The sequence below is a fragment of the Streptomyces sp. NPDC079020 genome, from assembly GCF_044542225.1.
Lineage (GTDB): Bacteria > Actinomycetota > Actinomycetes > Streptomycetales > Streptomycetaceae > Streptomyces.
Genome location: NZ_JBITUB010000013.1, coordinates 126981 through 150406, shown reverse-complemented (window position 1 = coordinate 150406; position 23426 = coordinate 126981). Strand labels below are relative to the sequence as shown.

At 72.1% G+C, this 23426-nt stretch carries 19 protein-coding genes; 8 read left to right on the top strand and 11 right to left on the bottom strand.

Going from position 1 to position 23426, the window contains the following annotated elements; genetic code table 11:
• Nucleotides 1-23: 23 nt before the first annotated feature.
• Entirely contained in the window at nt 24-1211 is a 1188-nt protein-coding gene (locus ACIGJO_RS26065; RefSeq protein ID WP_399961936.1) for a DUF2786 domain-containing protein, read from the bottom strand.
• A gap of 72 nt (nt 1212-1283) precedes the next feature.
• Nucleotides 1284-2207 carry an NADP-dependent oxidoreductase gene (locus ACIGJO_RS26060; protein WP_399961934.1) on the bottom strand — a complete coding sequence of 308 codons (924 nt, stop codon included), beginning with the start codon at nt 2205-2207 and terminating at the stop codon, nt 1284-1286.
• A 179-nt stretch (nt 2208-2386) separates the two neighbouring features.
• On the opposite strand from ACIGJO_RS26060, the gene ACIGJO_RS26055 reads away from it, so the two are divergent.
• Nucleotides 2387-4111, top strand: coding sequence for a bifunctional 3'-5' exonuclease/DNA polymerase (locus ACIGJO_RS26055; protein ID WP_399961931.1), 1725 nt, complete (start codon nt 2387-2389; stop codon nt 4109-4111).
• Nucleotides 4112-4309: 198 nt separating this feature from the next.
• Here the strand turns inward: ACIGJO_RS26055 and ACIGJO_RS26050 are convergent, their stop codons facing one another.
• Nucleotides 4310-5140, bottom strand: coding sequence for a carbohydrate-binding protein (locus ACIGJO_RS26050; RefSeq protein WP_399961929.1), 831 nt, complete (start codon nt 5138-5140; stop codon nt 4310-4312).
• A gap of 98 nt (nt 5141-5238) precedes the next feature.
• Entirely contained in the window at nt 5239-6603 is a 1365-nt protein-coding gene (locus tag ACIGJO_RS26045) for a carbohydrate-binding protein (RefSeq protein ID WP_399962099.1), read from the bottom strand.
• Nucleotides 6604-6899: 296 nt separating this feature from the next.
• On the opposite strand from ACIGJO_RS26045, the gene ACIGJO_RS26040 reads away from it, so the two are divergent.
• Both ACIGJO_RS26040 and ACIGJO_RS26035 read left to right on the top strand, forming a co-directional pair.
• Entirely contained in the window at nt 6900-7676 is a 777-nt protein-coding gene (locus tag ACIGJO_RS26040) for a phosphotransferase (RefSeq protein ID WP_399961926.1), read from the top strand.
• 303 nt (nt 7677-7979) lie between these two features.
• Nucleotides 7980-8780, top strand: coding sequence for a DUF899 family protein (locus tag ACIGJO_RS26035; RefSeq protein WP_399961924.1), 801 nt, complete (start codon nt 7980-7982; stop codon nt 8778-8780).
• A 58-nt stretch (nt 8781-8838) separates the two neighbouring features.
• Here ACIGJO_RS26035 and ACIGJO_RS26030 read toward each other — a convergent pair whose 3' ends face one another.
• The 5 genes from ACIGJO_RS26030 to ACIGJO_RS26010 all read right to left on the bottom strand — a co-directional run bounded on the left by ACIGJO_RS26030 (nt 8839) and on the right by ACIGJO_RS26010 (nt 15308).
• A complete protein-coding gene (locus ACIGJO_RS26030; protein ID WP_399962097.1) occupies nt 8839-9675 on the bottom strand; it encodes a sulfurtransferase in 837 nt (278 codons plus the stop codon).
• Nucleotides 9676-9952: 277 nt separating this feature from the next.
• A complete protein-coding gene (locus ACIGJO_RS26025) occupies nt 9953-11107 on the bottom strand; it encodes a UDP-N-acetylglucosamine--N-acetylmuramyl-(pentapeptide) pyrophosphoryl-undecaprenol N-acetylglucosamine transferase (RefSeq protein ID WP_399962095.1) in 1155 nt (384 codons plus the stop codon).
• 50 nt (nt 11108-11157) lie between these two features.
• A complete protein-coding gene (locus tag ACIGJO_RS26020) occupies nt 11158-13338 on the bottom strand; it encodes a B12-binding domain-containing radical SAM protein (protein WP_399961922.1) in 2181 nt (726 codons plus the stop codon).
• Entirely contained in the window at nt 13335-14258 is a 924-nt protein-coding gene (locus tag ACIGJO_RS26015; RefSeq protein ID WP_399961920.1) for a TauD/TfdA family dioxygenase, read from the bottom strand. Before ACIGJO_RS26015 ends, ACIGJO_RS26020 begins: the two co-directional genes overlap by 4 nt.
• A gap of 654 nt (nt 14259-14912) precedes the next feature.
• Nucleotides 14913-15308: an ATP-binding protein gene (locus tag ACIGJO_RS26010; RefSeq protein WP_399961918.1), complete on the bottom strand. Its 396-nt coding sequence runs from the start codon at nt 15306-15308 to the stop codon at nt 14913-14915.
• Nucleotides 15309-15312: 4 nt separating this feature from the next.
• Between ACIGJO_RS26010 and ACIGJO_RS26005 the strand changes: the two genes are divergently transcribed.
• Nucleotides 15313-16176, top strand: a complete 864-nt coding sequence (locus ACIGJO_RS26005) for a helix-turn-helix domain-containing protein (protein ID WP_399961916.1) — start codon at nt 15313-15315, stop codon at nt 16174-16176.
• Between the two features lie 29 nt (nt 16177-16205).
• Complete coding sequence (locus ACIGJO_RS26000) at nt 16206-16415, top strand: DUF397 domain-containing protein (protein ID WP_399961914.1); 210 nt, start codon at nt 16206-16208, stop codon at nt 16413-16415.
• Between the two features lie 619 nt (nt 16416-17034).
• On the opposite strand, the gene ACIGJO_RS25995 is transcribed toward ACIGJO_RS26000, so the two are convergent.
• Entirely contained in the window at nt 17035-19536 is a 2502-nt protein-coding gene (locus ACIGJO_RS25995) for an FtsX-like permease family protein (RefSeq protein WP_399961912.1), read from the bottom strand.
• A complete protein-coding gene (locus ACIGJO_RS25990) occupies nt 19530-20264 on the bottom strand; it encodes an ABC transporter ATP-binding protein (protein WP_399961910.1) in 735 nt (244 codons plus the stop codon). The genes ACIGJO_RS25995 and ACIGJO_RS25990 overlap by 7 nt, the downstream gene beginning before the upstream one ends.
• A gap of 242 nt (nt 20265-20506) precedes the next feature.
• Here ACIGJO_RS25990 and ACIGJO_RS25985 point away from each other — a divergent pair, with 242 nt between their 5' ends.
• From ACIGJO_RS25985 to ACIGJO_RS25975, 3 genes are all read left to right on the top strand, one after another.
• Nucleotides 20507-21268: a thioesterase II family protein gene (locus ACIGJO_RS25985; protein WP_399961908.1), complete on the top strand. Its 762-nt coding sequence runs from the start codon at nt 20507-20509 to the stop codon at nt 21266-21268.
• Nucleotides 21269-21341: 73 nt separating this feature from the next.
• Nucleotides 21342-22628, top strand: coding sequence for a sensor histidine kinase (locus ACIGJO_RS25980; RefSeq protein ID WP_399961906.1), 1287 nt, complete (start codon nt 21342-21344; stop codon nt 22626-22628).
• Entirely contained in the window at nt 22628-23272 is a 645-nt protein-coding gene (locus ACIGJO_RS25975; protein ID WP_399961904.1) for a LuxR C-terminal-related transcriptional regulator, read from the top strand. Before ACIGJO_RS25980 ends, ACIGJO_RS25975 begins: the two co-directional genes overlap by 1 nt.
• Nucleotides 23273-23426: the final 154 nt, after the last annotated feature.

Here is a 23426-nt window from a genome sequence, read left to right as displayed (position 1 = left end):
CCGGGATAGCGGACAACCAGCCCTTACCGGGCGATTTCACCTTCGCGTCCGCCCATCCGGGCACGGTCGGCGGCGGCCGCGCCATGGGTCCATCCGGCCTCGTCCACGGCGCCCCGGACGCGGGTCGTGGTGGTGCGCGGGAACATCCGCTCGGCCGTCTCTGTGACCGCGACGTCCCGGGCGGCGAGCACGGGGAGCAGGCCGCCGGGAGTGCCGCTCCCACTGCCGCCGGGCGCGGTGCCGGCGTCCGCCGCCGCCGTGACGCGTTCGGTGTCCGCGGCGAGCCGGCTGCCGAGGCGCTGGGCGTACGCCATCAGGAAGGACTGCCGGAACGTCTTGGTCCGCTTGCGGCCGCGGGCCCGCTGCCCCGCCTCCGCCCCGGTCATCGCGGCCGTGCCCTGCACCAGCAGCGAGGTGAAGAGCAGTTCCACCGCCTCCAGGTCGGACTCGAAGCCGACGACCGTGGTGAAGCCGAGGTCGCTGTTCCACACGGCGCGGCAGCGGTTCGCGGAGGCGACGGCGTCGAGCAGGATCGCCTTCGCCGTCTCGTACGGGGCGTCGACCCCGATCCGGCGGGCGCCGGGCGCCCGGCCGCCGTGGGTCCGGGCGGCGAGCAGGGCCTCGTCGATGCTGTGCCGGGCCATCAGCTCCTGCGCCTTGGTGGTCAGCGCCTCGGCCTCCTCCGGGAAACCGGTCGCCTCCGCCTTCGCCAGCAGCGCCCGGATCCGGGTGAGCATCCGGGGCTCGTCGTGCGCGGGCGGCAGGTGCGGCAGGCCGGTGACCGTGCCGGGCGGCGGGCCGGCCGGCTCGATCGACGGCAGCCGCAGCAGCACCCGGTACAGCTCCAGCAGACCGGCCGCGTAGGTGAAGCGGTCGGGGCGGTTGCGCGGGGCGGGGGCGGGCAGTGCGGCGATCTGGTCCGCCCAGCGGGGCGGGAGTGCGGCGTACCGGGCGGTCTCCGCCACGATCAATCCCGCCACCAGGGCCGCACCGCGCTCGCCGTTGTCGGGCAGCTCCCGCCGTACGCAGCGGACGAGGTCGGCGGGGTGCCAGCCGCGGTCCCAGGCGCGGCGGACGAACTCCTCCCCGCGGGCGTGCAGGGCGTCGTCCGAGGACGGGTCGGCGGCGAGGAGCGAGGCGCCGGTGTCGAGTGCGCGGTCGTCGTCGGAGTAGAGGGCTGCCGCGCATGCCTGGTCGATCACCGGTTCCATCCGGCCAGCGTAGGCGGGGGCGCCCCGGGGTGACCGGGGCACCTCCGGCCGGCAGCGGGCGGCGGGCGGCGGTCAGTCCTCCGGCGGCAGCAGGACGAGCTTCCCCCGGACGTGGCCCGCCTCGCTCAGCTCATGGGCGGTCCTCGCCTCGGCCAGGGGCAGGGTCCGGGCGACCGGTACGCGCAGTTCTCCCAGGGCCGCGCGGCGGGCGTTGCGGGCCAGGCGTTCGGCCGACGGCCCGCCGCCGCCCCCCGAGAACGCGACGCCCAGCTTCCCCGCGTCCGGGTCCGCGATGGTGACGATCCGGTCCGTCGTACCGCCGCGCAGTTCGATGGAGTCCGGCAGCGCGCCGCGGCCCGAGGCGTCGAACACCGCGTCCACGCCCTGGGGTGCCAGCTCGCGGACCCGGGCGACCAGACCGTCCCCGTACGCCACTGGGACCGCGCCCAGCACCCGCAGGTAGTCGTGGTTGGCCGGGGAGGCGGTGCCGATGACCGTGGCGCCCCGGGCCGCGGCCAGCTGGACCGCGGCGGAACCGACCGCTCCGGCCGCGCCGTGCAGCAGCAGGGTGTCGCCCTCGGCCACCTCCAGTTCGTCCAGCACCCGGGAGGCGGTCTCGGTGGCGACGGGCAGCGCGGCGGCCTCGTCCCACGCCAGCCCCTCCGGCTTGCGGGCGAGGGAAGCCGCTTCGGCCAGGGCGTGGGTGGCGTAGGAACCCGTGGCGCTCCAGCCGAGCACCTCGTCGCCGGGCGCGAAGGCGGTGACGCCCTCGCCCAGCTCCTCGACGACCCCGGCGAACTCGGTGCCCGGTGTCGCGGGCAGCGGGGTGGGGAAGGCCTGCTCCATCCAGCCGTGCCGGATCTTGTAGTCGATCGGGTTGACCCCGGCCGCGCGGACCTTCACCCGGACCTGGCCGGGACCGGGGCGCACCTCGTCCACCCGGGCCAGGCGCAGGACGTCGGGGCCGCCGAATTCCTCGTACACGATCGCTTCCATGCGTCGATCCTCGCGGCCCGGCTCCGCTCGGGCGACCCGGGGACCGGGGCGGCGGGGCCGGCCGGGGGGTGCGGGGCTGCTCGGGGGCGGTGGAGGGGCCGGGAGCCGGCCGGGGCCGGCCGAGGGGCCGGGGCGCGGGGTCCCGGGCGGTGTCAGTGGTGGGTGTCAGACTCGGAGCCATGACCGAACGTTGGGCTCTGGCCACGGCAGAGGGCGGCGGTGCGCTGCTCGTGCCGCTGGAACGGGACGGCACGCCCGCCGGTCCGGTCCTCGCCGAGCCCGACCTCGCCGAGGCGGTCAGGTCCCGGCCCGACGTGACGCGCTGGGTGTGGCGGTCGACCGCCGAGATCTATCCCCGGCTGCTCGCCGCCGGGGTCCGGGTCGAGCGGTGCTACGACATCGAGTGCGCCGAACTGCTGCTGCTCGGGCACGAGGGACGGCTCGGTGAGCCCCGGTCCGCGGCCGCCGCCTGGGCCCGGCTGAACCATGCCCCCGTACCCCCCGACCCCCCGCCCCGTTCCGCCGAGCCGGGCTCGCAGTCCTCGCTCTTCGAGCCGGCGTCGGGGACCGATGTGCCGTTCGAGGGACTTCTCGCCGTCTACGCCGATCAGGTGCGGCGCCATGACGCGTGCGCCCACCCGGGGCGGATGCGTCTGCTCACCGCCTCCGAGTCGGCCGGCATGCTCGTGGCCGCCGAGATGTACCGGGACGGGCTGCCCTGGCGGGCCGATGTGCACCGGGACGTGCTCGACGAACTCCTGGGCGAGCGGTACGCGGGCGGCGGCGAGCCGCGCAGGCTGGCCGAGCTGGTGGACGAGGTGTCGGCGGCCTTCGGCAGACGGGTGCGCCCCGATCTGCCCGCCGATGTGATCAGGGCGTTCGCACAGGCCGGGATCAAGGTGAAGTCGACCCGGCGCTGGGAGCTCGCGGAGCTGGACCACCCGGCCGTGGAGCCGCTGATCGCCTACAAGAAGCTCTACCGGATCTGGACCGCGCACGGCTGGAGCTGGCTCCAGGACTGGGTGCGCGAGGGCCGGTTCCGCCCGGAGTACCAGCCCGGCGGCACGGTCAGCGGGCGCTGGACGACCAACGGCGGCGGGGCGCTCCAGATCCCCAAGGTGATACGGCGGGCCGTGGTGGCCGACGAGGGATGGCGGCTGGTCGTCGCGGACGCCGATCAGATGGAGCCCAGGGTCCTGGCCGCCATCTCCCGCGACCCCGGGCTGATGGAGGTGGCCGGGCATGACGGCGACCTCTACAAGAGCCTGTCCGACCGGGCGTTCCACGGCGACCGCGACGACGCCAAGATCGCCCTGCTCGGTGCCGTCTACGGCCAGACGTCCGGGGACGGCCTGAAGAATCTCGCCGCCCTGCGACGGCGCTTCCCGCGCGCCGTCGCCTATGTCGACGACGCGGCGAAGGCCGGTGAGGAGGGGCGGCTCGTCCGGACCTGGCTGGGCCGCACCAGCCCGCCCGCCACCGGGGCGGACGACGACGCGGGCGGCGAGGCCGGGCTTCCGCAGGAGGACGGCGGGGGAACGGCGGGCGACGGGGAGGGCGCGGGCGAGCGGGGCGGCGAGTTCATCCCGGGGTACGCCTCCTCCAACTCCCGGGCCCGCGGGCGCTTCACCCGCAACTTCGTGGTGCAGGGCAGCGCCGCCGACTGGGCACTGCTGCTGCTGGCGGCCCTGCGGCGGACGCTGTTCACGGCCGGGCTCCGCGCCGAGCTGGTGTTCTTCCAGCACGACGAGGTGATCGTGCACTGCCCGGCCGAGGAGACCGGCACCGTCGTCGAGGCGATCCGCGCCGCCGGGGAGCTGGCCGGGCGGACCGCCTTCGGACCGACGCCGGTGCGGTTCCCCTTCACCACGGCGGTCGTGGAGCGGTATTCCGACGCCAAGTGAGCAGGGGGCCGTGGGCCGGTGGACGCGCCGCTTCCGCCACAGCTCCAGCCACTCGGGGCCGGCAGCCGGTCCGGTCGGCCGCCCGGTCGGCCGCCCGGTCGTCGATGAACGGCGCCGACGAACGGCGGAAGGGCCCCGCCCACGCGGATCTCCGCGTGGGCGGGGCCTTGGGGCGGTGGTGCGCCCCGCTGCCGGTGTCTACCCGCGTTCCCACAGCGCGGGGACATTCGGCGGTTCCCAGCCCGCCGTGGCCACATGGGCCTGGAGGCAGCGGTAGGCGACCCCGCCATGGGTGACGCGGTCTCCCGCGCGGTAGGAGGTGCCCGCCGCCCACGTGCCACCCGTGGGCGGATCGGTGGGCGGATCGGTCGGGCCGGGGGTCTGGGCGATGTCGAGGACGAAGTCGAACGTGCCCTCCCGGCCGTTCCCGACGTTGCGCACGTTCATGAGCAGCTCGGGGTCGAACAGCGCGTCCGTGTTGTTGCGCGGCTCGTTGGGGAAGTACAGCTGCGTGGTGAGCACCGGCCGCCCCGGGGCCTGGACCTTCACATGGATGTGCCGGGTACGGCCGGGGTAGAGGCCCGCCACGATCGTGGTGAGGCTGAACGCCCCCTTGCTGTCGGTGAACTGGTGCCCGCGGAAGCCGAATCCGCTCATGTCGTAGCCGCCGTTGGTGTCGGCCTGCCAGAAGTCGAGGAGCACTCCCGGGATGGGCTTGCAGGCACGGCCGAAGACATAGCCGCTGACGGTGAGCGGGACGCCGGGGGTGCTCGGCGTCACCAGGCCGGTGCGCAGCGGGGAGTTGGGCTTGAAGTACGGGCCCTCCATCTGCGGCGGCGTCGGGTCGTCGCCGTCGTCGCACGCCGGGGTCGGCGTGAGCGGGGCGCCGTTGGAGCCGGCGTCACGGGCGAGGGCGACCCCTCCCCCGGCGAGCAGGGGGGCGGCGGTCGCGACCAGCGCGGCCTTCAGGATGCTCTTGCGGCTGATCCGGCGACTGTTGGGGAGGTCGTCGCTTGCTTCTGGATTCATGTCGGATCCTCGGGGTCCTCGGAACGGGAGGGACGGGGGGACAGGAGCGGGAGGAGCGGAGAGATCAGGAGGAGCGGGGGCGTGGGCGGCGCGGGAGGTCAGACCTGCTGCCAGAGCGCCGGAACGTTCGGCGGGGTCCAGCCGGGCTGCGCCTGGTGGCCCTGGAGGCAGCGGTACGTCGATCCGCCGTACGTCACCGTGGCGCCCGCGGCGTAGGTCGTACCGGCCGCCCAGGTCCCGCCCGGCTCGGTCGGCGGGTCGGTCGGGTCGGTGGGCGGGTCGGTCGGCGTCCCGCTGGTGACCAGGGTCAGCCCGTACGCCTGGAGCGCGGGGTTGAGGGGCTGGAAGTACGTCGTACCGCCTTGGGAGCAGTTGCCCGAGCCACCGGAGGTGACACCCTGCGCCTGGCTGCCGGTGATGAACGAGCCGCCGGAGTCGCCGGGTTCGGCGCAGACGTTGGTCCGGGTCACGCCGGAGATGGTGCCCTCCGGGTAGGTGACACTGGTGTTGAGCTGCTGGATCGTGCCGCAGTGCCAGCCGGTCGTGGAACCGGAGCGGCAGACGGAGGAGCCGACGACCGACTGGGTGGAGCCGGTGACGGTCACATCGCCGTTGCCGTAGCCGTTCACCAGGGCGCGGGGCGTCCAGTTGGCGTTGGTGGCGACCCAGGCGTAGTCACGGCCGGGGAAGGTGGAGCCCTGGAAGGAGCCCTGCGCCTGCTGGTTGTAGCCGCTCGTGCTCACCCCGGGGGTGCCGCAGTGACCGGCGCTGACGAAGCCGTTCTGCGTCCCCTTCTTCACGGGGAAGCCGATGGAGCAGCGGCCGGAGCCGTTCATGTAGTACGCGTCGCCGCCGCGCAGATCCGCGTAGGTACGGGGCTGTTCGGTGGACTCGGCGACGGTCACCAGGTCGCGGCGGACCTTCGCGGCGCCGAGGAAGGCGTCGGCGGCCCGGGTGCTCACGGCGTTGACGACGACCCGGTTGGCACGCACGTCGACGTACCAGACCGGCACGCCCTCGGGAGCCTTGCTCAGGGCGACCTTGTCCAGCGCGGACTTGGCGGCTTCGAGGCGGTCCAGGCTGTGGCCGACGACCTCGGCACGCGCGCCCGCCGCGGTGATCGCGGCCGTCTCGGAGGCATCGGTGGTGGCCACGGTGAGGGCCGCGTCGGCGCCGCCGACCCTGGCCCCGGCGAAGCTGGCGCCGAGGGACTTCTCCAGCCCGGCGGCGACGGCGGCGGCGCGGTACTCGTTGCCTATCCGGCTCCTCGCGGCATCGGCGTCGAGGCCCAGATCGCGCTCCATGGCCCGGAGCAGACCGGGCGAGAGGCTGTCGGCGGCGGGCGTCGCACCGGTGGGGTCGGCGGACGCGATACCGGTCAGACCCGCCAGACCCAGCGCGCCCACGGCGACAGCGGCGGTACAGGCGGCGAGTGCGCGTCTGCGGAGCGTGGCGTTGTCCACGTAACTCTCCTCGATCTCGGGGGGCTTGGGGCCGGGGGGTGGCAGCCCCAAGGGGAGTTCCGGGATCCCGGGTGGGGAACCCGGAGTGTGCGGGACTCGGGAATTGCCGAAACCGTAGTCGGGCACGGGAGGGCCGAGGAGATCCCGTTCACCCCCTCACTTCGCGTTATGGGGCGGCCCCGAGGCGGGTCGCCGAACGCATGGGAGCCCCGCCACGGCCGGTGGCCCGGCCCCCGGCCGTCGCCGGGACGTCCCGCCGCTCCCTTTCGCGGGTACGCCCGGGTAGGTTCGGCCTCATGCACACAGGCCAACTTCTGGGCTCGGGACGCACCGCCGACGTGTACGCACTCGACGGCTCCTGGGTCCTTCGCCGCTACCGCGACAGCACCGATGCCACCCCCGAACTGGCCGTGATGTCCTACCTCAGCGCCTTCGGGTTCCCGGTCCCCCGCATCGGCCCGCCCGCCCGAGGGGCCCGCGCCACCGATCTGGTGCTGCAACGGCTGACCGGCCCGACGATGGCCGAGGCCCTGTCGGCGGGGACCCTGCGGGCGGCGGAGGGCGGCGCGCTGCTCGCCGGGCTGCTGCGCGAACTGCACGCCGTCCCGGCCCGCCTCTCCCCGGACCCGGAGGAGCACATCCTCCATCTCGACCTGCATCCGGAGAACGTGATCCTGACGGAGGGGGGACCGGTGGTGATCGACTGGAGCAACACCGCGGAGGGCCCGCCGGGGCTCGACCGCGCGATGTCGGCCCTGATCCTGGCCCAGGCCTCGCTGGCCCCGCCGTCCCCCGCGTCCCCGCCGTCCCCCACGTCCCCGCCGTCCCCCGCGTCCGCCGCATCCGCCGCGCCCCCGGCGTCCCCCGCTTCCCCGGCAGCAACGGGGACACCGGCGGCGGCCGTCCGCGCGCTGCTCACGGCGCTGCTCGGGGAGATGGCCGCGGACGGGGGCGTGGGCGTCGCCGACCTGACCCTCGCCCGGACCCGCCGGGCGGCCGACCCACGGCTGACGGAGACCGAGACGGCCGTGCTGGACGAGGCGGTGGCGCTGGTCCGCAGCCATGTGCCGTGAGCGGGGCGCGGCGCGCGGTACGCGGCATGTGCCGTGAGCCGGGGCGGGGAGCCGGTGACGGAGAGCCAGTGACGGAGAGCCAGTGACGGAGAGCCGGTGATGGGGAGCCGGTGATGGGGAGCCCGGCCGCGGCGCCCATCCGTGCGGGTGTCGGCCGACCGTGGTCCGTAACGGCTCGGCCGGGGCCATCCGCGAGGAGTTTCGGCCGGGTCGCGCGTCGGCTCCGGGCATCGCGGGACGTCTCTGGTGTCGTAGGACGTCGTACAGCGCCGCCCCGCACCTGACCGCACGACGGAGGACACCGTGACGCCCACACCCGAAGAGCCGGCCGGCACCCCGCACGGGCGCCCGCCCGTGGTCGACCTGGCCACCTGGCAGGCCGCCCGCGACGAGCTCCTGGTCCGCGAGAAGGCCCACACCCGCGAGGGCGACGCCATCGCCGCGGCCCGCCGCAGGCTGCCGATGGTGGAGTTCGACGGAACGGCCGAGGTCGTCGGACCCGACGGCCCGGTCCCGTTCCTGGACCTGTTCCGGGGCCACGACGAACTCATGGTCTACAAGCACATGTGGTACGACGGCGCGCCGCACCAGGGGCAGTGCGAGGGCTGCACCACCACCGCCTGGCACATGAAGGACGCCGTCTACCTCGACGCCCGCGGGGTCTCGTTCGCCATCCTGACGACGGGCCCGTGGGACGAGGTGGCCCCCTTTGTCGAGTTCATGGGCTACACCCAGCCCTGGTACTCGGTACGGGGCCTGGAGGAGCCGATCGGCGGGGACATGGGGTACATCGCCTGCTTCCTGCGCGACGGCGACCGCGTGTTCCTCACCTACTCCACGACCGGCCGCGGCAACGAGACGGTCAACGGGTCGCTCGGCCTGCTCGACATGACGCCCTACGGCCGCCGCGAGGAGTGGCAGGACACCCCGGAGGGCTGGCCCGAGCCCCCTCGGGCCGGCTCGCCGGTCGGCGGGCACGGCTCGCCGGTCTGCTGGTACTGGCGCTCGGACGCCGACGGCGTCGCCACCTGGGGCCCGACCGGCCGGCCCGTGCCGCAGTGGACCCGCCCCGGCGCGACCCCCGTGGCGACCCTCGGCCGGTAAGGCGATCCCGACTGACGGGACCTGCGCCGGAAACGCCGGTACGTGAAGGGGCGCGGGCTCACGCCCCGTACGTCTGCGCCTCCCCGCCCCTGCCCCGGACGACCGGCAGCGGGGAGGGCAGGCCCCATTCGCTCCAGGAACCGTCGTACACGGCCAGTTCGCGGTAGCCCGCCAGTTCGGCCTCCAGCGCCAGCACACAGGCGGTCACCCCCGACCCGCAGCTGAGGACCAGCCGCTCCCGCTTCCCGGCCAGCGCGCCGAACACGGACCGCAGTTCACCGGCCGGGAGCATCCGTCCCGCGCGCTGGACCTCCCCGAAGGGCAGGTTCACCGCACCCGGCATATGGCCGCCGCGCAGCCCGGGGCGGGGCTCGGCGGCCACGCCGGAGAACCGTTCCCGGGACCGGGCGTCCAGGACCAGCGTGCCCGGGTCGGCCAGGGCCGCCACCACGTCCCCGCTGCCGACGACCAGACCGGCGCGCGGCCGGGCCGTGAAGTCGCCGGGGGCCGGCGCGGGCCCAGGGCCGCCCTCCTGGACCGGCAGTCCGGCGCCAGTCCAGGCGGGCAGCCCGCCGTCGAGCACCGCAGCCCGGTCGAAGCCCACCGCCCGGAGCATCCACCAGGCGCGGGCACCGGAGTAGATGCCCACCGCGTCATAGACGACCACGGTGTCCCCGTCACTGACCCCGAGGGCGCGCATCTCCCGCTCGAACCGTGCGGCGCCGGGCATCGTGTGGGGCAACGGCGAGGTGGGGTCGGACAGCGCCCCGTCGATGTCGAAGGACCGGGCGCCCGGGATCCGCAGGGCCGCCCCCCGGTGCGCGCCCACCGACGCGTCGAGCACCCCCAGGCCGGGCCTTCCCAGGCGGGACGCGAGCCAGTCGGCGGCGACCAGCGGACCGGGCGACGCGTCAGGCGGCCCACCGGCCCGTGACCCCGGCGGCCGGGATACGGCGGGGCCGTCCGGGCGGGCGTACTCTGCTTCGTCCTCGGCGACAGTCACTCCTCAGGGCTGCCCCGTAGGCGTACCGGTCCGGGCTTGATCCGAACGACCGGCCCCGGGGCCAGGAAGATACCTCGCGCGTCGCCACAACGCCCTCCACCCCGGACGCGACGCCCGATCGTTCACCCAGATCCAGCCGCTGTTCCTGGGGCGCGGCCAGTGCCCTTTGCTACTTTCGGCGTTCCGCACCGAGCGCGACGCTCAACAGCACCTCGACCAGCCGGGCAGCGGCGTCCGGCTTTCCCATCGCGCGGGCCGCCTGCGCCATCACGTCCCGCTGCTGCGGGTTGGACAGAACCGGTTCCAGAACGGCCCGCAGCGCGAGGGCGTTCGCGCCGTCCCCAGTGAGAGCCACAGCGGCCCCGGCCTGCTGGAGGTGCAGGGCATTGTGCTCCTGCTCGTTACCGGCGGCGGAAGCGAGGGGTACGAGGACGGAAGGCTTGCCGAGCGCCGTCAGCTCCGAGATGGTGCCCGCGCCGCTGCGGGCGACGACAACGGAAGCGAGCGCGAGCACATCGGGCAGTTCGGGACCGACAAATCCGTCGACCCAATACCGGGCGTGCAGCTCGGGCGCCAGCTCTGCGGCGGCCAGCCGAGACTTCTCGACCCAGGTCGGGCCGCACTGGTGGATCACGTTGGCGACGGCCAGCAGCCACGGTAGGTTGTCGCGAATCATGCCGTTGATCTGCTCGCTTCCCTGCGCGCCGCCGGTGATGTAGACGGTGGGAAGAGCCGGGTTGTAACCGGTCATGCCGAGGGCAGGGATCGCCTTGGCCGAATCGCCGGTGAACACGGCCGGGCGGACCGGGTTGCCGGTAACAACGGCGGAGGCGGCCACGGAGTCCGGCAGGAGCTTCAGCGAGTTCTCCGACGACAGGGCAACGGCGGTCGCGGAGCGGGCGAGGACCCGGTTGGCAAGGCCGAGCCGTACAGTCTGCTCGTGGATGACCAGCGGGGTCCTGGTCGCGCGGGCGGCGAACCCTACGGGCACGGCGACGTACCCGCCGGTGGAGAGGATCACGTCGGCCTGGAAGCGGCGGGCGATGGTGCGGGCCTCCATCACGCCCTTCGGTACGCGGCCCATGTCCCGCATGTTCTCGGTGTTGATCATCTTGAGCGGGTTGCTGGACCGGCGGAGCTTGCCGGTCGGCACGGTCTCGAAGGGGATTCCCTCAGCGGGAGCGACGCGGGCTTCGAGTCCCTGGGCCGTGCCGACCCACAGCACGTCCACGCTCGCGCCGTGGGCCTGCATGACGGTCTCCATCTCACGGACCGCGGTCAATGCGGGATAGGTGTGCCCACCCGTTCCGCCTCCCGTCACCATCAACTTGAACGGACGGCGGAAGGAGGCGAAACGGGCAGCGAGAGCGTCGGTCACGGCGTGACGACATCCGATCGTGTGGGCTCCGCATCCGACGAGCCGGAGCCAGCGGCGGTCATGCGAACCTGCCGGACGATATCAGGCAATCTGACCTTGGTGAGGAGCCATCCGAACCCGGCCACCGTCGAGCCCATCTCGCCCACATAGGTACGCAGAGTGGCCCGCTGCCGGTCAGTGAGCACGAAGGTCCGCGTCATCGGCTCCGGCAGCCGGTAGCGTCGCGCGTCGGGTGACTCCTGACCGGCCCGTGCGTCCTCCAGTAGGTGATCGATGTCGAAGTTGGCGACCTGCTCCAGCACACCGGGCGGCTCGGTAGTGAAGACCTGCGACAGCTTCAGCCGGTGGTACGCGGCGCCTTCGCGAACGATCCGGGCCACCAGTGCGGAACTGCCGGTCGCAGCCCCGGTACGGCGCAGGACGGCGAGCGCGGCCCGCACGGCGACGTCGGCCAGGTCCTCCAGCGCCTCGGAGATCATCCGCATCCGGTACGTGTAGAGCAGGTTGTTGCCCAACTCGCCGTCGATGTACCGGTCGACGTTCGCCGTGGCGAAACGCATGAGGTCCTGCCGGTCGGCCCACAGCTGCTCGTTCGTTTCGGCCAGGAACTCGGTGATCACCCGGGTCAGATCTTCGCCGTGCCACTGGCTGCGGCATTCCGCCAGCCACGTCATGGGGGAGATCCTGTGGGCGCGGAGCACGGCGAGGATCGTGCCGAACACGCCGCCGTTGTAGAGGGAGGCGACCAGCAGGTCCATCACCCGGCACTCGCGGTACTCCTCGTACGAGAGGTTCGGCAGCTCGACGCTCACCTCGTCCAGCTCGGCCGCGCGGACCTCCTGGCCCAGGACGGTGTACCGGCCGAAGCAGCGCGGCATGACCCTCCACTTCGTGCCGATCCCCCACCGCTTCCGGTACGCCGGGGCGTACATCTCGGAAGAGGGGAGCAAAGTGAGCTGGAACATGTTGAGCCGGTCGTCCATCAGGCCGCGCAGGGTGTCGAAGTGCTTCTTCTTCGAGTCGTCCGGCAGGGCGAGGATCACCTCGCTGTACGACTGGGCCCCGGCCCGGGCCGACTGGAGAGCGATCTCCATCATCTTTTCGGCCGAGATGTTCTTCCGTTCGACGGCGGCGAGCACGTCCGTATCGAGGGACTGCACCGACCCGGACAGGCTGATGGTGCCCGGGACCTGGGCGACCGCGTCCAGAACCCGTTCGCGCTGGTTCTTCCCGGTCGTCACGTTGACGACCCGCGGCCAGCCGTAGAGCTTCTGGCACTCTGCGAGTACCTGGCAGGTGTGCTTGTCCTCCGGGAACATCCCGAAGTTCGAGTCGGTGATCAGCAGTTCGTTGCGCGCCGCGCCCACCCTGACGAGAGGCGCCATTCTCCGGCCGATGTAGTGCAGTTCGGCTTCGACCTCGGCCTGCGGGCGCTTCGCCACCTTCGAGAAGTAGTGCTGGCCCTCGGTGCAGAAGTTGCAGGAGAAGGGGCAGCCGCGGGTGGTCGTGATCGTCGGTACGCCACCGCGCTCGAAGAACGGGTCCAGCAGCCCCGCCGTGTAGGGCGAGGGCACGTCGGCCAGGTCCCGGATGCGGTTGCGGGGCCGGGGCGTGTACACGTCACGCCGGTCCGAGGACATGGAGTGCACGCCTGGGATCGTGTCGAGGACCTTGCCGGCCGGCTTGCTGCCCAGGAGCAGCAGCAGGCCGGCGAACGCGATCTCGCCCTCTCCGTCGACGTAGAAGTCCACGGCCCCGGCAAGGCGCTGGTACCAGAACTGTGCTTGGTCCGCGCGCAGCAATGGGTAGTGCGGGCCTCCCATGACCACGACCGTCTTCGGGAACTTCTCCTTGATGACGCGGGCGAAGCCGATCGACAGGTGCGCGTTCCAGATGTAGTGGGAGAACCCGATCACGTCGGGTGCCCCATGGATCTCCAGGGCCTTCGCCAGATCCTCGGGGAACTTGAAGATCTGCGGGACACACTTGAAGTCCATGACGGTCGCAGCGTGCGTCGCCAGCCCGGCGACGGCCTGCGGCATCGTCTCGGCGGACACTGCCTGTTGCGTGTAAGTGAGGTCGCACAGCCAGAGCCGGAGGTCCATCATCGGCCGCTTCTCGGGGGTGGCCGGGGATGCCCCTGCGGCCAGCGGCATCCCCAGGTCGACAACCGTCATCGGGCGTCGGCCTCTGCGGAGCGGAGGAACATCTGCCACAGCAGGCGGCGCCGCACCTCGGATACCTCGTCCTGGCCCTGGCCCAGGGCCTCGCGGCCGTGCACGCACAGGTGCTGGTTGACGACGATCAGGTCACCGAAGCCGAGGAGGAACTTCTTCTGCCCGGCAATCAGCTCCCGCTCCAGGGCCCGCACGGCGCTGGTGTGCGGGTCGCGGAGATCCATGTCCGGCAGCATCTTCGCGGTGAATCGCACGAAGCCCTCGGACGCCGGCAGGCCGTCGAGCACGGGGAAAGGGCCGTACTCCTTACCGACACCGGTCAGGTCATAGAACGCGCCGTCACGGAACACCGGCTCCGCGAGGAACGCGCGCTCGCCGTCGCTGAGCCGGTCAACGGCCCGGCGAAGCTGGGAGACGATGCTGCGCCCCTCGCCCCGCGGGTCGGGCCTCACGCACAGCAGGGCGCTGTAGTCCGGCGGCTCGGTCGCGTTGACCACGTCTATGTGCAGCGGGTTGTACCCGGACCCGGTGGCGCGCATCGGGTCGATGGTCAGATTCGTACCCAGCGGCTTCCACAACGGCCACTTGTCGAACGCCCGCAGCGGCACGCCGAACCAGGACAGCAGGATGGTCGCCGCCTTCTGCCCGTCGTCCAGGCCGTAGCGGTCGAGCAGAGGGCCGACCTCCAGGACGGCGAAACCGTCGCCGTCGGGGTCGTTCAGGAGATCGCGGCAGCGGCGCACGACGATCTGCGCCTCGGGCGACTCGGCGCGAAGGCGGTCGTAGGCCGCGCTGACGTCCTTGCGCAGCAGGCCGCCCCCGTCAAGTTCGGCGGCCGGGAGGTCGATGCCCCTCCTGCCGAGGAGGTTGATCAGGGTCTCGGGGAGAGGGACACGGAAGGTGCTGGGTGCCGTGGTCATACTGGCTGTCTCCAATGCCTTCGAGGCTTCACGGATCGGATGGAGGTACCGGCGCGGAGTGCTTTTGCACACCGCTGGAGGAGGCGGGTGGTGCCGCTTCCCCCGACGCCGGGTTGTTGGAGCCGTCTCCCGGCCCACGCCCTGAGAAGCAGCGGGCCGGGAGGCGGAGTCCTGGAGCAGGCCGACCACGCCTGCGGCTGGTACGGCGGGATACGGAGTAGCCCACTGGGTGGACATGCGCGGCGGCGATCTCGTTATGGCTCACCGTGGTGCCGCGCGGTCACGGCCGCCTGTACGGCACGGTGGTCACCGAGCCACCCTCAGACGCCGTGGAACGCACTGCGGTCGAGGCTGGGGCTGATCTTCCGGACGGATTCGTGTACCCAGTGGACGGCATCCTCGGGCGTGACCGCGGTATGTCCGTCGACCAGCGCGCATCGGAATCCGCCCCCTCCAGAGCAGCGTGGCACCAGAACCTGTTCCGCCGACTGCGGCGAGCACCGGCCAGGCCCACCGGCCCCGCCGAAGCCCCGAGAATGACGTCGAGATCGTTCGCCAGGTCCTCGTCGTGGTGGAAGGCATCGCTGAGCGACGCGATCCCTCTCCGCGCATTCGACGTGTACTCCGCCTTTGGGAGACGGCTGGATACGTTGGTCATGCCGCGACCGCCCCGTCATCCCCCAGCGGGTAGCGGAACGTACACCACGTCTCTTGGCCACTGCTTCCCCAGCTGTGCGCGAAGGCGGCAACGAGAAACAGCCCACGACCGGACACTTCCTCGACGTCGGCATGCCTGACCTCAGCCCGATCCGGACTCTGGTCGGTCACCGAAACCCGCAGCTCACCACCCACTGCCGAGACGCAGAGATGCACCGCGCCGTCGCCGTGGCGGATTGCGTTGGTCACCAACTCAGTGGCGGCCAAAGCCACATCGTCAACCACGGGGCCCGAGATCCCCGACCTGCGCAGGAAGGCTGTGGCCGCCCGCCGCATCTCGGGCACCCGGATCGGGTCGGGCAGGAACGCGACCTCGTAGACGTGCTGCTCCACCGGTATGTCCACGCAGGTCGATCGAACGGACTTGTTCGGCCGGTCCGACCGGTCCGGACTGATACGTGCAGTGGTGCTCTGGCACATCGTTGGCCTCGGCTTCTCCGCAGAAAAGCTGTGGCGACTCGAGAAGGGACGCACCGGTCTGCCGAACTCCAACGACCTCAAGGCGCTCCTCGATCACTATGGGGAGACTGACGAGGAGAACGTCGAAGAGTTGTTGAAAATCCACCGAGAGTCCTTGAGCCAGGGATGGTGGGTTCCGTACAACCCACATCTCCAAAAGGGCATGCGTGACTACGTCGGCCTGGAAGCTGACGCACTCTCCATCAGCTCGTGGCAACCCAATCTCATCTTCGGTCTGCTCCAGACACCGAAGTATGCCCGCGCGCTCCTGGAGAGCGCGAAAACTGTCGATGAGATCACGACCGAGTTCATCGACGCGAACGTGGAACTGCGGATGAGCCGCAAGAAAATCATCATCGAAGACGAGCCTCGGCCGTTGTGGGTCATCCTGTCCGAGGACGCGATTCGCAGCACGATCGGCGGGAAGGAGATCATGGTCGAGCAGTACGACGAGATCGAGAAACTGGCAGAGCTCGACCACATCACCGTGCAGATACTGCCGTCCTCCTCAGCCGGTTACCGCGCGAGCCAGAACTTCGCACTCCTTGAGCTTCCAGAGCCTCTACCGAAAATGGTGCAGGCCGACCACGTCAACGGACAGGCGTGGGTGACCGACAAGAAGCCCGAGGTGGGCCGGTTCAGCCGCCGGTTCGACGCGCTGCGGGCGTCGGCACGGGCGCCTCACGAGACCCCGCGCATCCTCTCGGAAGCCAGGAAAGAACAGGAAGAACGGAAGTCATAGCTATCAACGCCAACGAGCAGTCCACCAACGTGGCACCTGCCGGTGCCTGGTTCAAGTCGTCCTACAGCAGCGGGGCAGAGGGGAACTGCGTCGAGGTTGCCGATCTGTACGGACAGGTCGGCATCCGGGATTCCAAGCAGGCCCAAGGGCCCTCGCTGGTCGTCCCCTCGTCCGCCTTCTCGGCCTTCATTACCACCGTGCGATCTGGTTCGCCCGGCTCCTTCCGTGTAGTGGATTAGCCGAGTATCCGGCCGCCCGGGCAGAGATGGTCCCCCGCACGCGTATTGCGGGAGACCGCCTCTCTCTCGCTCTGCCCTGCCTCACACGTCGGACAGTCATCTCCCCTGCCACATTGCAACGTTGGCGTTCTCCGAGACCTGGCATCGGCGTTGTTGCGTGGAGGCGACGTCGACCAGCGCACAGCCACCCGGTGACGGGCGGGCCGGCCGGTGTGGTTCAACCACATCACGTTCTTCCACGTCAGCACGCTAAGGGCTGTCCCGTAGGCGCGGACGTCAGGGAGGGCCGGGAGGAGATCTTCGCGCCCGAGGACCTGCCGACCAACCCGTACCTACGGGGACGGGGCGCCGTCCGGAAGACGTGGTGGCGCATCTGCGCCAGTGCTACCGGGAGGCCAGTGCCCGGTTCGACCGGGAGCGGCACGACATCCGGGTCGTCGACAACATGCTCGCGGCGCAGGATCGCGGTGGCGATGGCGGGGCCGTCCGCCTGACGCACAGCCTGGCACCACCGCGTCCGCCGCCGCACCAAAGAGGTGCGGCGACGGACTCGGTTCCGGTGCGGGCGGCGGGGTTCAGTAGTTCCCCGGCGCGCCCTCGGCCCTTCCATGAGGCCGGACTACTCGCGCATTCCGGCCAGTTCGACCGGCCGGGTGCGCAGGGCGAAGGAGGCGGGCAGGACGGCGGAGACGGTGGCCAGGACGGCGCCGGCCGCGACGACCGCGCCGACGGTCCCCCAGGGCACGACGACCGCCGACCACACGTCCAGCAGTCCCAGCGCACCCCACACCCCGAGCAGGTTCAGCGCGGCCACGGCGCCGCCGATCACGGCTCCCACCGCGACCACCACCAGCGCCTCCACCGCGATCAGGCGCAGGACCTGCGCCCGGGTGGCGCCGGAGAGACGGAGCACCGCGAGGTCGCGGACCCGGTCGGAGGTGGCCATCACCAGGGTGTTGGCGAGCGCGATGCCCGTGCAGACGAGGGCGATGCCCAGGATCATCAGCAGGCCGAGCCGGGTGTTCTCGCTGGAGCGCGGGTAGTGCTTCTCCACCCACTCGCTCCTGGTCAGCACCTCGGTGCCGGTGTCCGCGCCCGCCTCGCGCAGGGCGGCGGCGACGGCGGCGCGGTCGGCGCCGTCCCGCACCTTGACGTCGATCCGGTCGATCCCGGCGCCGGCGGCGTTGCGCGGGGTCAGATACACCCCGTTGCTGCCGGTGCCGGTGCCGAGTACGGCGGCGACCCTGAGCGAGACCTTGCGGCCGTCGCCCAGCCAGACGGAGACCCGCTGCCCCACGGTCGTGGTCAGCCACTCCTCGTTGACGACGATGCTCCGGTCGTCGAGGTCGGTGAGCCGGCCCGCCACCACGGGCAGGTCGGAGACGGCGGCGAGATCGGCCGGAGTGACCGCCTTCGCCTCGGACTTGACCAGGGCCGTGCCCTCTTCGAGGACCGTCACCCCGGTGGAGCGCGAGGCGCTGACGGTGGCGCCGTCGATGGCCCGGGCGCGTTCGACGAACCGGGGGGACAGGGCCCGGCCCTCGTCGCCCGAGGCGATCACGAAATCGGCGACGGTGTGGTTGCGCGCCTCGGTGGCCTTGGCCTCGTTGATGGTGGCCGTCGTCCCCATGAGGGAGGCGGCGAGGGCGACGGTGATGATGACGGGGGCGGCCACTGCGGCGGTCCTGCGCACCCCGGCGGCCGCGTTCTCCCTGGCCAGTACGCCGGTGGCGCCGGGCAGCCGGGCGGGCAGCCAGGTCAGCAGCCGGGTCAGCGGCCGGACCAGGACCGGTGCCAGCAGGGCGAACCCGACGATCAGCAGCATCGGCTGGGTGATGTAGGTCTTGCGCTTGAGTACGTCCCCGGGGTCGGAGACCAGCGCCATGCCCAGCAGCCCGAGTCCGGTGAGCAGCACGATCCCGGCCATCAGCCAGCGGCTCGGCGGCATCGCCCGGCTGTCGACGGCCGATTCGCGCAGGGCCTCGGTGGGGCCGACCTTCCCGGCCCGGCAGGAGGAGACCAGCACTCCGGCCATGGCCACGGACAGCCCGGTCCAGAAGGCGGTGTGCAGCGGCCAGGTCTGGTCGCCGACGGCGAACCAGTGGGGCGCGATCTCCACGTCGACCATCCAGGCGGCGAGGCGCGGTGCTCCGGCGGCGCCCAGCCAGCAGCCGGCGGCCGAGGCCAGGATGCCGATGACGACGGCTTCCGCGTACACCATCCGCCGGACCTGGCCGGGGGTGGCGCCCGCCGTGCGCAGCAGGCCGAACTCGCGCCTGCGCTGGGCCACCGCGAAGGAGAACGTGGAGGCGACGACGAAGACGGAGACGAATCCGGTGATGGCGGCGGCGGTTCCCAGCAGCGCGTTGACGGAGACCATCGCCTCGTCGTCGCGGTCGGGGTCGGGGTCGGCGCGGCGCCGGTCGTCGCCGGTGAGGACGACCATGCCGGTCCTCTCCCCCGCCAGTGCCCGCACCCGCTCCGCGTCCGCGTGCACCACCACGGCGTCGATGGCCGGCGAGATCCTGGCGGCCTCCGCGTCGGTGAAGAACACAGCGGTCTCGAAGCCCGCGGGCGCCACGGTGCCGACGACGGTCCGGGTCCGGGTGCCGGCCGATGTGACGACCTCGATCCGGTCCCCCGTGCGCACCTCGGCGCCGGGCCCGGCCGTGACGACGACCTCGCCGGGCGCCGAGGGGGCGCGTCCGCCGGAGATCCGGTACGGGGTGGAGCCCGCGACCGACCAGGGGTGACCGACCGTTCCCTCGCCGTCGCCGTCGCCGTCGAGGTCCGCGTCCCGGACGGTGACCGGGAAGGTCCGGTCCTCGACCGTGCGGCCGAGACCGGCCAGTCGGGAGGCCAGTTCCTCCGGTACCGGGCGGGGGTCGTCCAGCGGCTGGGTCCGGATGCCGATCGGGGTGTCGACCCGCAGCCGGTCGGCGGCCTGGACGACGACGGGGGCCTTCGCGAACCGCTCGGGGCCGCGGTCCGGGGCGCTGAAGGTGGCCGCGAGGGCCAGCCCGGTGGTCGCGATCAGCCCGACGCCCAGGGCCAGGGCGATGAAGGAGCCGACGAAGGTGACCCAGCGGGTCTTCATGCCCTGCAGTGCGAGGCTCAGCACGGGACCACCGCCGGCTTCGTCATGCGCGCGGCGACCTGCTCGGCGGACGGCGCGTACAGCTCGTCCCGCACCCGGCCGTCGGCCAGGAACAGCACCCGGTCCGCGTAGGAGGCGGCGACCGGGTCATGCGTCACCATGATCACGGTCTGGCCGCGGTCCACCATCGAGCGGAGCATGGACAGCACCTCCCGGCCGGTGGTGGAATCCAGGGCGCCGGTCGGCTCGTCCCCGAACAGCACCTCGGGGCGGGTCACCAGGGCGCGGGCCAGGGCCACCCGCTGCTGCTGGCCGCCGGACATCTCGCTGGGCCGGTGCCCGGCACGCTCGCGCAGGCCCATCTGCTCCAGCGCGTGCAGCACCCGGGCCCGTTCGGGGCGGCGGCCGGCGAGACGCAGCGGGAGCGCCACGTTCTGTTCGGCGGTCAGCGAGGGGAGCAGGTTGAAGGCCTGGAAGACGAACCCGATGCGCTCGCGCCGCAGCAGCGTCAGCTGCCTCTCGCCGAGCCGGGTCAGGTCCGTGTCGCCGAGGAACACCTGGCCGCCGGTGGGCCGGTCCAGCCCTGCGGCGCACTGGAGCAGAGTCGACTTGCCGGAGCCCGACGGGCCCATGACGGCGGTGAAGGTGCCTTGAGGAATGTCCAAGGTGACCCGGTCCAGCGCGGTGACCGCGCCGGCGTCCTTGCCGTAGGACCGGGTGACCGAACTGAGCCGGACGGCTGCTTGATTCATGGTGTCCACTCAATAGGGCCCGCGCTTCCGGGACATCGGAGCGGAGGGGAGTCCTGGTGGTGGAGATGGCTCCACCTTCCTGTGCGCGATGGCTGCACCCGTACCGAAGGGCAGGGAACCGGAAGGCAGGAATCTGCCCGGACAGGACCCCGCACGCGCGAGGATGTCCGTCAGCCGCATGAAGGCCGGATCATGACGTGCACGAGGGCGGGCCGGACGGGCCCCGAGAGGTGGAAATTCGCGTGACGGTCATCGACACCGAAAAAGGGAACCCCTGGTTCCGGACGTATCGACGAGCGGGGACGGTCAGGGCCCGGCTGGTCTGCTTCCCGCACGCCGGCGGCACGGCGACTCTGTTCCACCGCTGGCCGCGGCGCATCCCCGGCGATGTGGAACTGCTCGCCACCCAGTACCCGGCCCGCCAGGAACGGTTCGACGAGCCCTGCGTCGAGGACATGACCGAGCTGGCGGACCGGATCACCGACGCGCTGGGACCTGTGGTCACCGGTGAACCGCGGCTGCCGCTCTTCCTGTTCGGGCACAGCCTCGGCTCCGCGGTCGCCTACGAGGTGGCGCGCCGCCTGGAGGACCGGCACGGCATCGTCCCCGCCCGCGTCATCGTGTCGGGACGCGGCGCACCCCGCACCGGGCCCGGCGGCACCCTGCACACCCTGGACGACGACCGGCTCATCGCCTCGGCCCGGCGTCTGGGCCACATGGCCTCCGCCGTGTACGACGACCCCGAACTCCGGCCGCTGCTGATGCCGTCCCTGCGCGGCGACTACCGGCTGATCGAGTCCTACCGGCCCACGGACACGCCCCCGCTGCGGTCACCGGTCACCGCGGTCGGCGGCGAGAGCGACCCGGGCTGCGACGTGGCCGAACTGGCCTCCTGGTCGGCGCTCACCACGGCCGGTTTCGAGAGCCGGGTCTTCCCCGGCGACCACTTCTACCTGGTGCCGGCGGAAGCGGAACTGCTGGCGTTCATCAGCGGACGCCTCTGAAGGAGACCGTGCCCACCCCGGGGGTGGAGCCGGCCGGGTGGTCCGCGGGCACGGGGCCTCATAGCGTGCCCCCATGCACTCCCCCAGCCTCTGGCAGGCACTCCAACAGCGCCGCTACGTCCTCAGCGGTTGGCCGTGGCGCGCGGCGCTCTATCTGCTGACCAGCGTGCCGCTCGGTGTCGCCACGCTGCTCACGCTGCTTCTGCTGGCCATCGCGGGCAGCGTGCTCACGGTGGTCCTGATCGGCGTGCCCCTGCTCCTCACGCTCGTCCTCACCGGCATCCCGCTGGCCGCCCTGGAGCGCCGCAGGCTCCGGCTCCTGGACCGCGAACCGGTCCCCGGCCCGCATCGCGAACCACCGAGCACCGGGCTGTCCTCCTGGCTGCGTACGCGGCTCCAGGAGCGGGCCACCTGGCGGGAGATGGGCTACGCGCTGCTGTTCGCCTGTCTGCTGTGGCCCCTCGAGGGGCTAGCCGTCGGCACGGTCCTCACCGTCTGCGGCAGTCTGATCGCCACACCCGTGATGATGGCCGCGGGGGGCGACGAGGAGGCCCGCGTACTCAAGCTCTGGCTGGCCGACTCCTACCCGGAGGCCTTCGCCGCGCTGCTCGCCGGTGTGCTGCTCCTCCCGCTGCTCGCCTATCCGCTGGGGGTGCTGGCCGCCGGCCGCGCCGTACTGACCAGGCAACTGCTCTCCATCCCGGAGCCGGGGCTCGACTCCCGCATCCAGGAGCTGGGCCGCTCCCGGATGCGTCTGGTGGACGCCTTCGAGGCGGAACGCCGCCGTATCGAACGGGATCTGCACGACGGGGCGCAGCAGCGGCTCGTCGCCCTGTCCATGACGCTGGGCCTGGCCAGGCTGGAGAACCCCGCCGAGCCACTCGGCGGCCTGCTCACCAAGGCGCACGAGGAGGCGGGGGTCGCGCTGGTGGAGATCCGGGAGCTGATCCGGGGAATCCATCCCCAGGTCCTGACCGACCGGGGCCTGGAGGCCGCGGTGGAGGACATCGCCGACCGTTCCGCGGTTCCGGTGGACGTGAACTTCGATCTGCCCGGCCGGATGCTCGAAGCCATCGAGACCGCCGTCTACTTCGCGATCTGCGAAGCACTGGCGAACGTGGCGAAACACAGCCGCGCGACCCGGGCGAAGGTGACCGGACGGGCGGAGAGGGGCCGGCTCACCGTGGAGGTCGAGGACAACGGGATCGGCGGTGCCGGCACGGTCGACGGCACGGGCCTCCAGGGTGTCGCCGATCGCATCTCGGTGCTCGGCGGTCACCTGCTAGTGTCCAGTCCGCCCGGGGGCCCTACCGTGTTCCGCCTTCACGTCCCCTGCTCACCCGCCCGATCGAGGACTTGATGCTGCGCATCGTATTGGCCGAGGACAGTGTGCTCCTGCGCGAGGGCCTCGTCGGCCTGCTGGAGCGGTTCGGTCATCAGGTGGTCGCCGGAGCGGGCACCGCCGAGGAGCTGACCGCGGCGGTGATCGAACACCGCCCGGACGTCGTGGTGACGGACGTACGGATGCCGCCCGGCTTCTCCGACGAGGGGCTGCGGGCCGCGGTCGAGCTGCGCCGGCAGCGGCCGGGACTGCCCGTCCTGGTGCTCAGCCAGTATGTGCAGCGCACCTACGCCGAGGATCTGCTCGACTCGTCGGACGGGACGGGCGTCGGTTATCTGCTGAAGGAACGCATCGGCAACGTCGAGGAGTTCATCGACGCCCTGCACCGGGTGGCCGAGGGCGCCACGGTGGTCGACCCGGAGGTCGTCAGACAGCTGATCCGGCACCGCCGCGACCCCATGTCGCGGCTGACGGCCCGTGAGCAGGAGGTGCTGGCGCTGATGGCCGAGGGCAAGTCCAACGCCTCCATCGCGGCGGCCCTGACGGTCAGCGAAGGCACTGTCAGCAAGCACTTCGGCTCGGTCCTCACCAAGCTCGACCTCAGCCTGTCCGGCTCCACGAACCGCCGGGTACTCGCGGTCCTGGCCTACCTGCGCGGCTGAACCCGCAGGCCCAGCAGGTGAGTACGACGCCTGCGGGCGGCGTTCGCAACGCCCTCAACACCACTTCTGAGTACGGGAGTTGACTGCCCGGGACGGGCCGAGCGCAGCCGGGAGAACGGCGAGCCGCCGGCACCGTCGCGCGCGCTCCGCCGCA

Coding starts and splice junctions, on each gene's coding strand:
- ACIGJO_RS26065 (WP_399961936.1), bottom strand. CDS start 1,211: ATGGAACCGGTGATCGACCAGGCATGCGCGGCAGCCCTCTACTCCGAC.
- ACIGJO_RS26060 (WP_399961934.1), bottom strand. CDS start 2,207: ATGGAAGCGATCGTGTACGAGGAATTCGGCGGCCCCGACGTCCTGCGC.
- ACIGJO_RS26055 (WP_399961931.1), top strand. CDS start 2,387: ATGACCGAACGTTGGGCTCTGGCCACGGCAGAGGGCGGCGGTGCGCTG.
- ACIGJO_RS26050 (WP_399961929.1), bottom strand. CDS start 5,140: ATGAATCCAGAAGCAAGCGACGACCTCCCCAACAGTCGCCGGATCAGC.
- ACIGJO_RS26040 (WP_399961926.1), top strand. CDS start 6,900: ATGCACACAGGCCAACTTCTGGGCTCGGGACGCACCGCCGACGTGTAC.
- ACIGJO_RS26025 (WP_399962095.1), bottom strand. CDS start 11,107: ATGGTGACGGGAGGCGGAACGGGTGGGCACACCTATCCCGCATTGACC.
- ACIGJO_RS26020 (WP_399961922.1), bottom strand. CDS start 13,338: ATGACGGTTGTCGACCTGGGGATGCCGCTGGCCGCAGGGGCATCCCCG.
- ACIGJO_RS26015 (WP_399961920.1), bottom strand. CDS start 14,258: ATGACCACGGCACCCAGCACCTTCCGTGTCCCTCTCCCCGAGACCCTG.
- ACIGJO_RS26005 (WP_399961916.1), top strand. CDS start 15,313: ATGTCCACGCAGGTCGATCGAACGGACTTGTTCGGCCGGTCCGACCGG.
- ACIGJO_RS25990 (WP_399961910.1), bottom strand. CDS start 20,264: ATGAATCAAGCAGCCGTCCGGCTCAGTTCGGTCACCCGGTCCTACGGC.
- ACIGJO_RS25980 (WP_399961906.1), top strand. CDS start 21,342: ATGCACTCCCCCAGCCTCTGGCAGGCACTCCAACAGCGCCGCTACGTC.
- ACIGJO_RS25975 (WP_399961904.1), top strand. CDS start 22,628: ATGCTGCGCATCGTATTGGCCGAGGACAGTGTGCTCCTGCGCGAGGGC.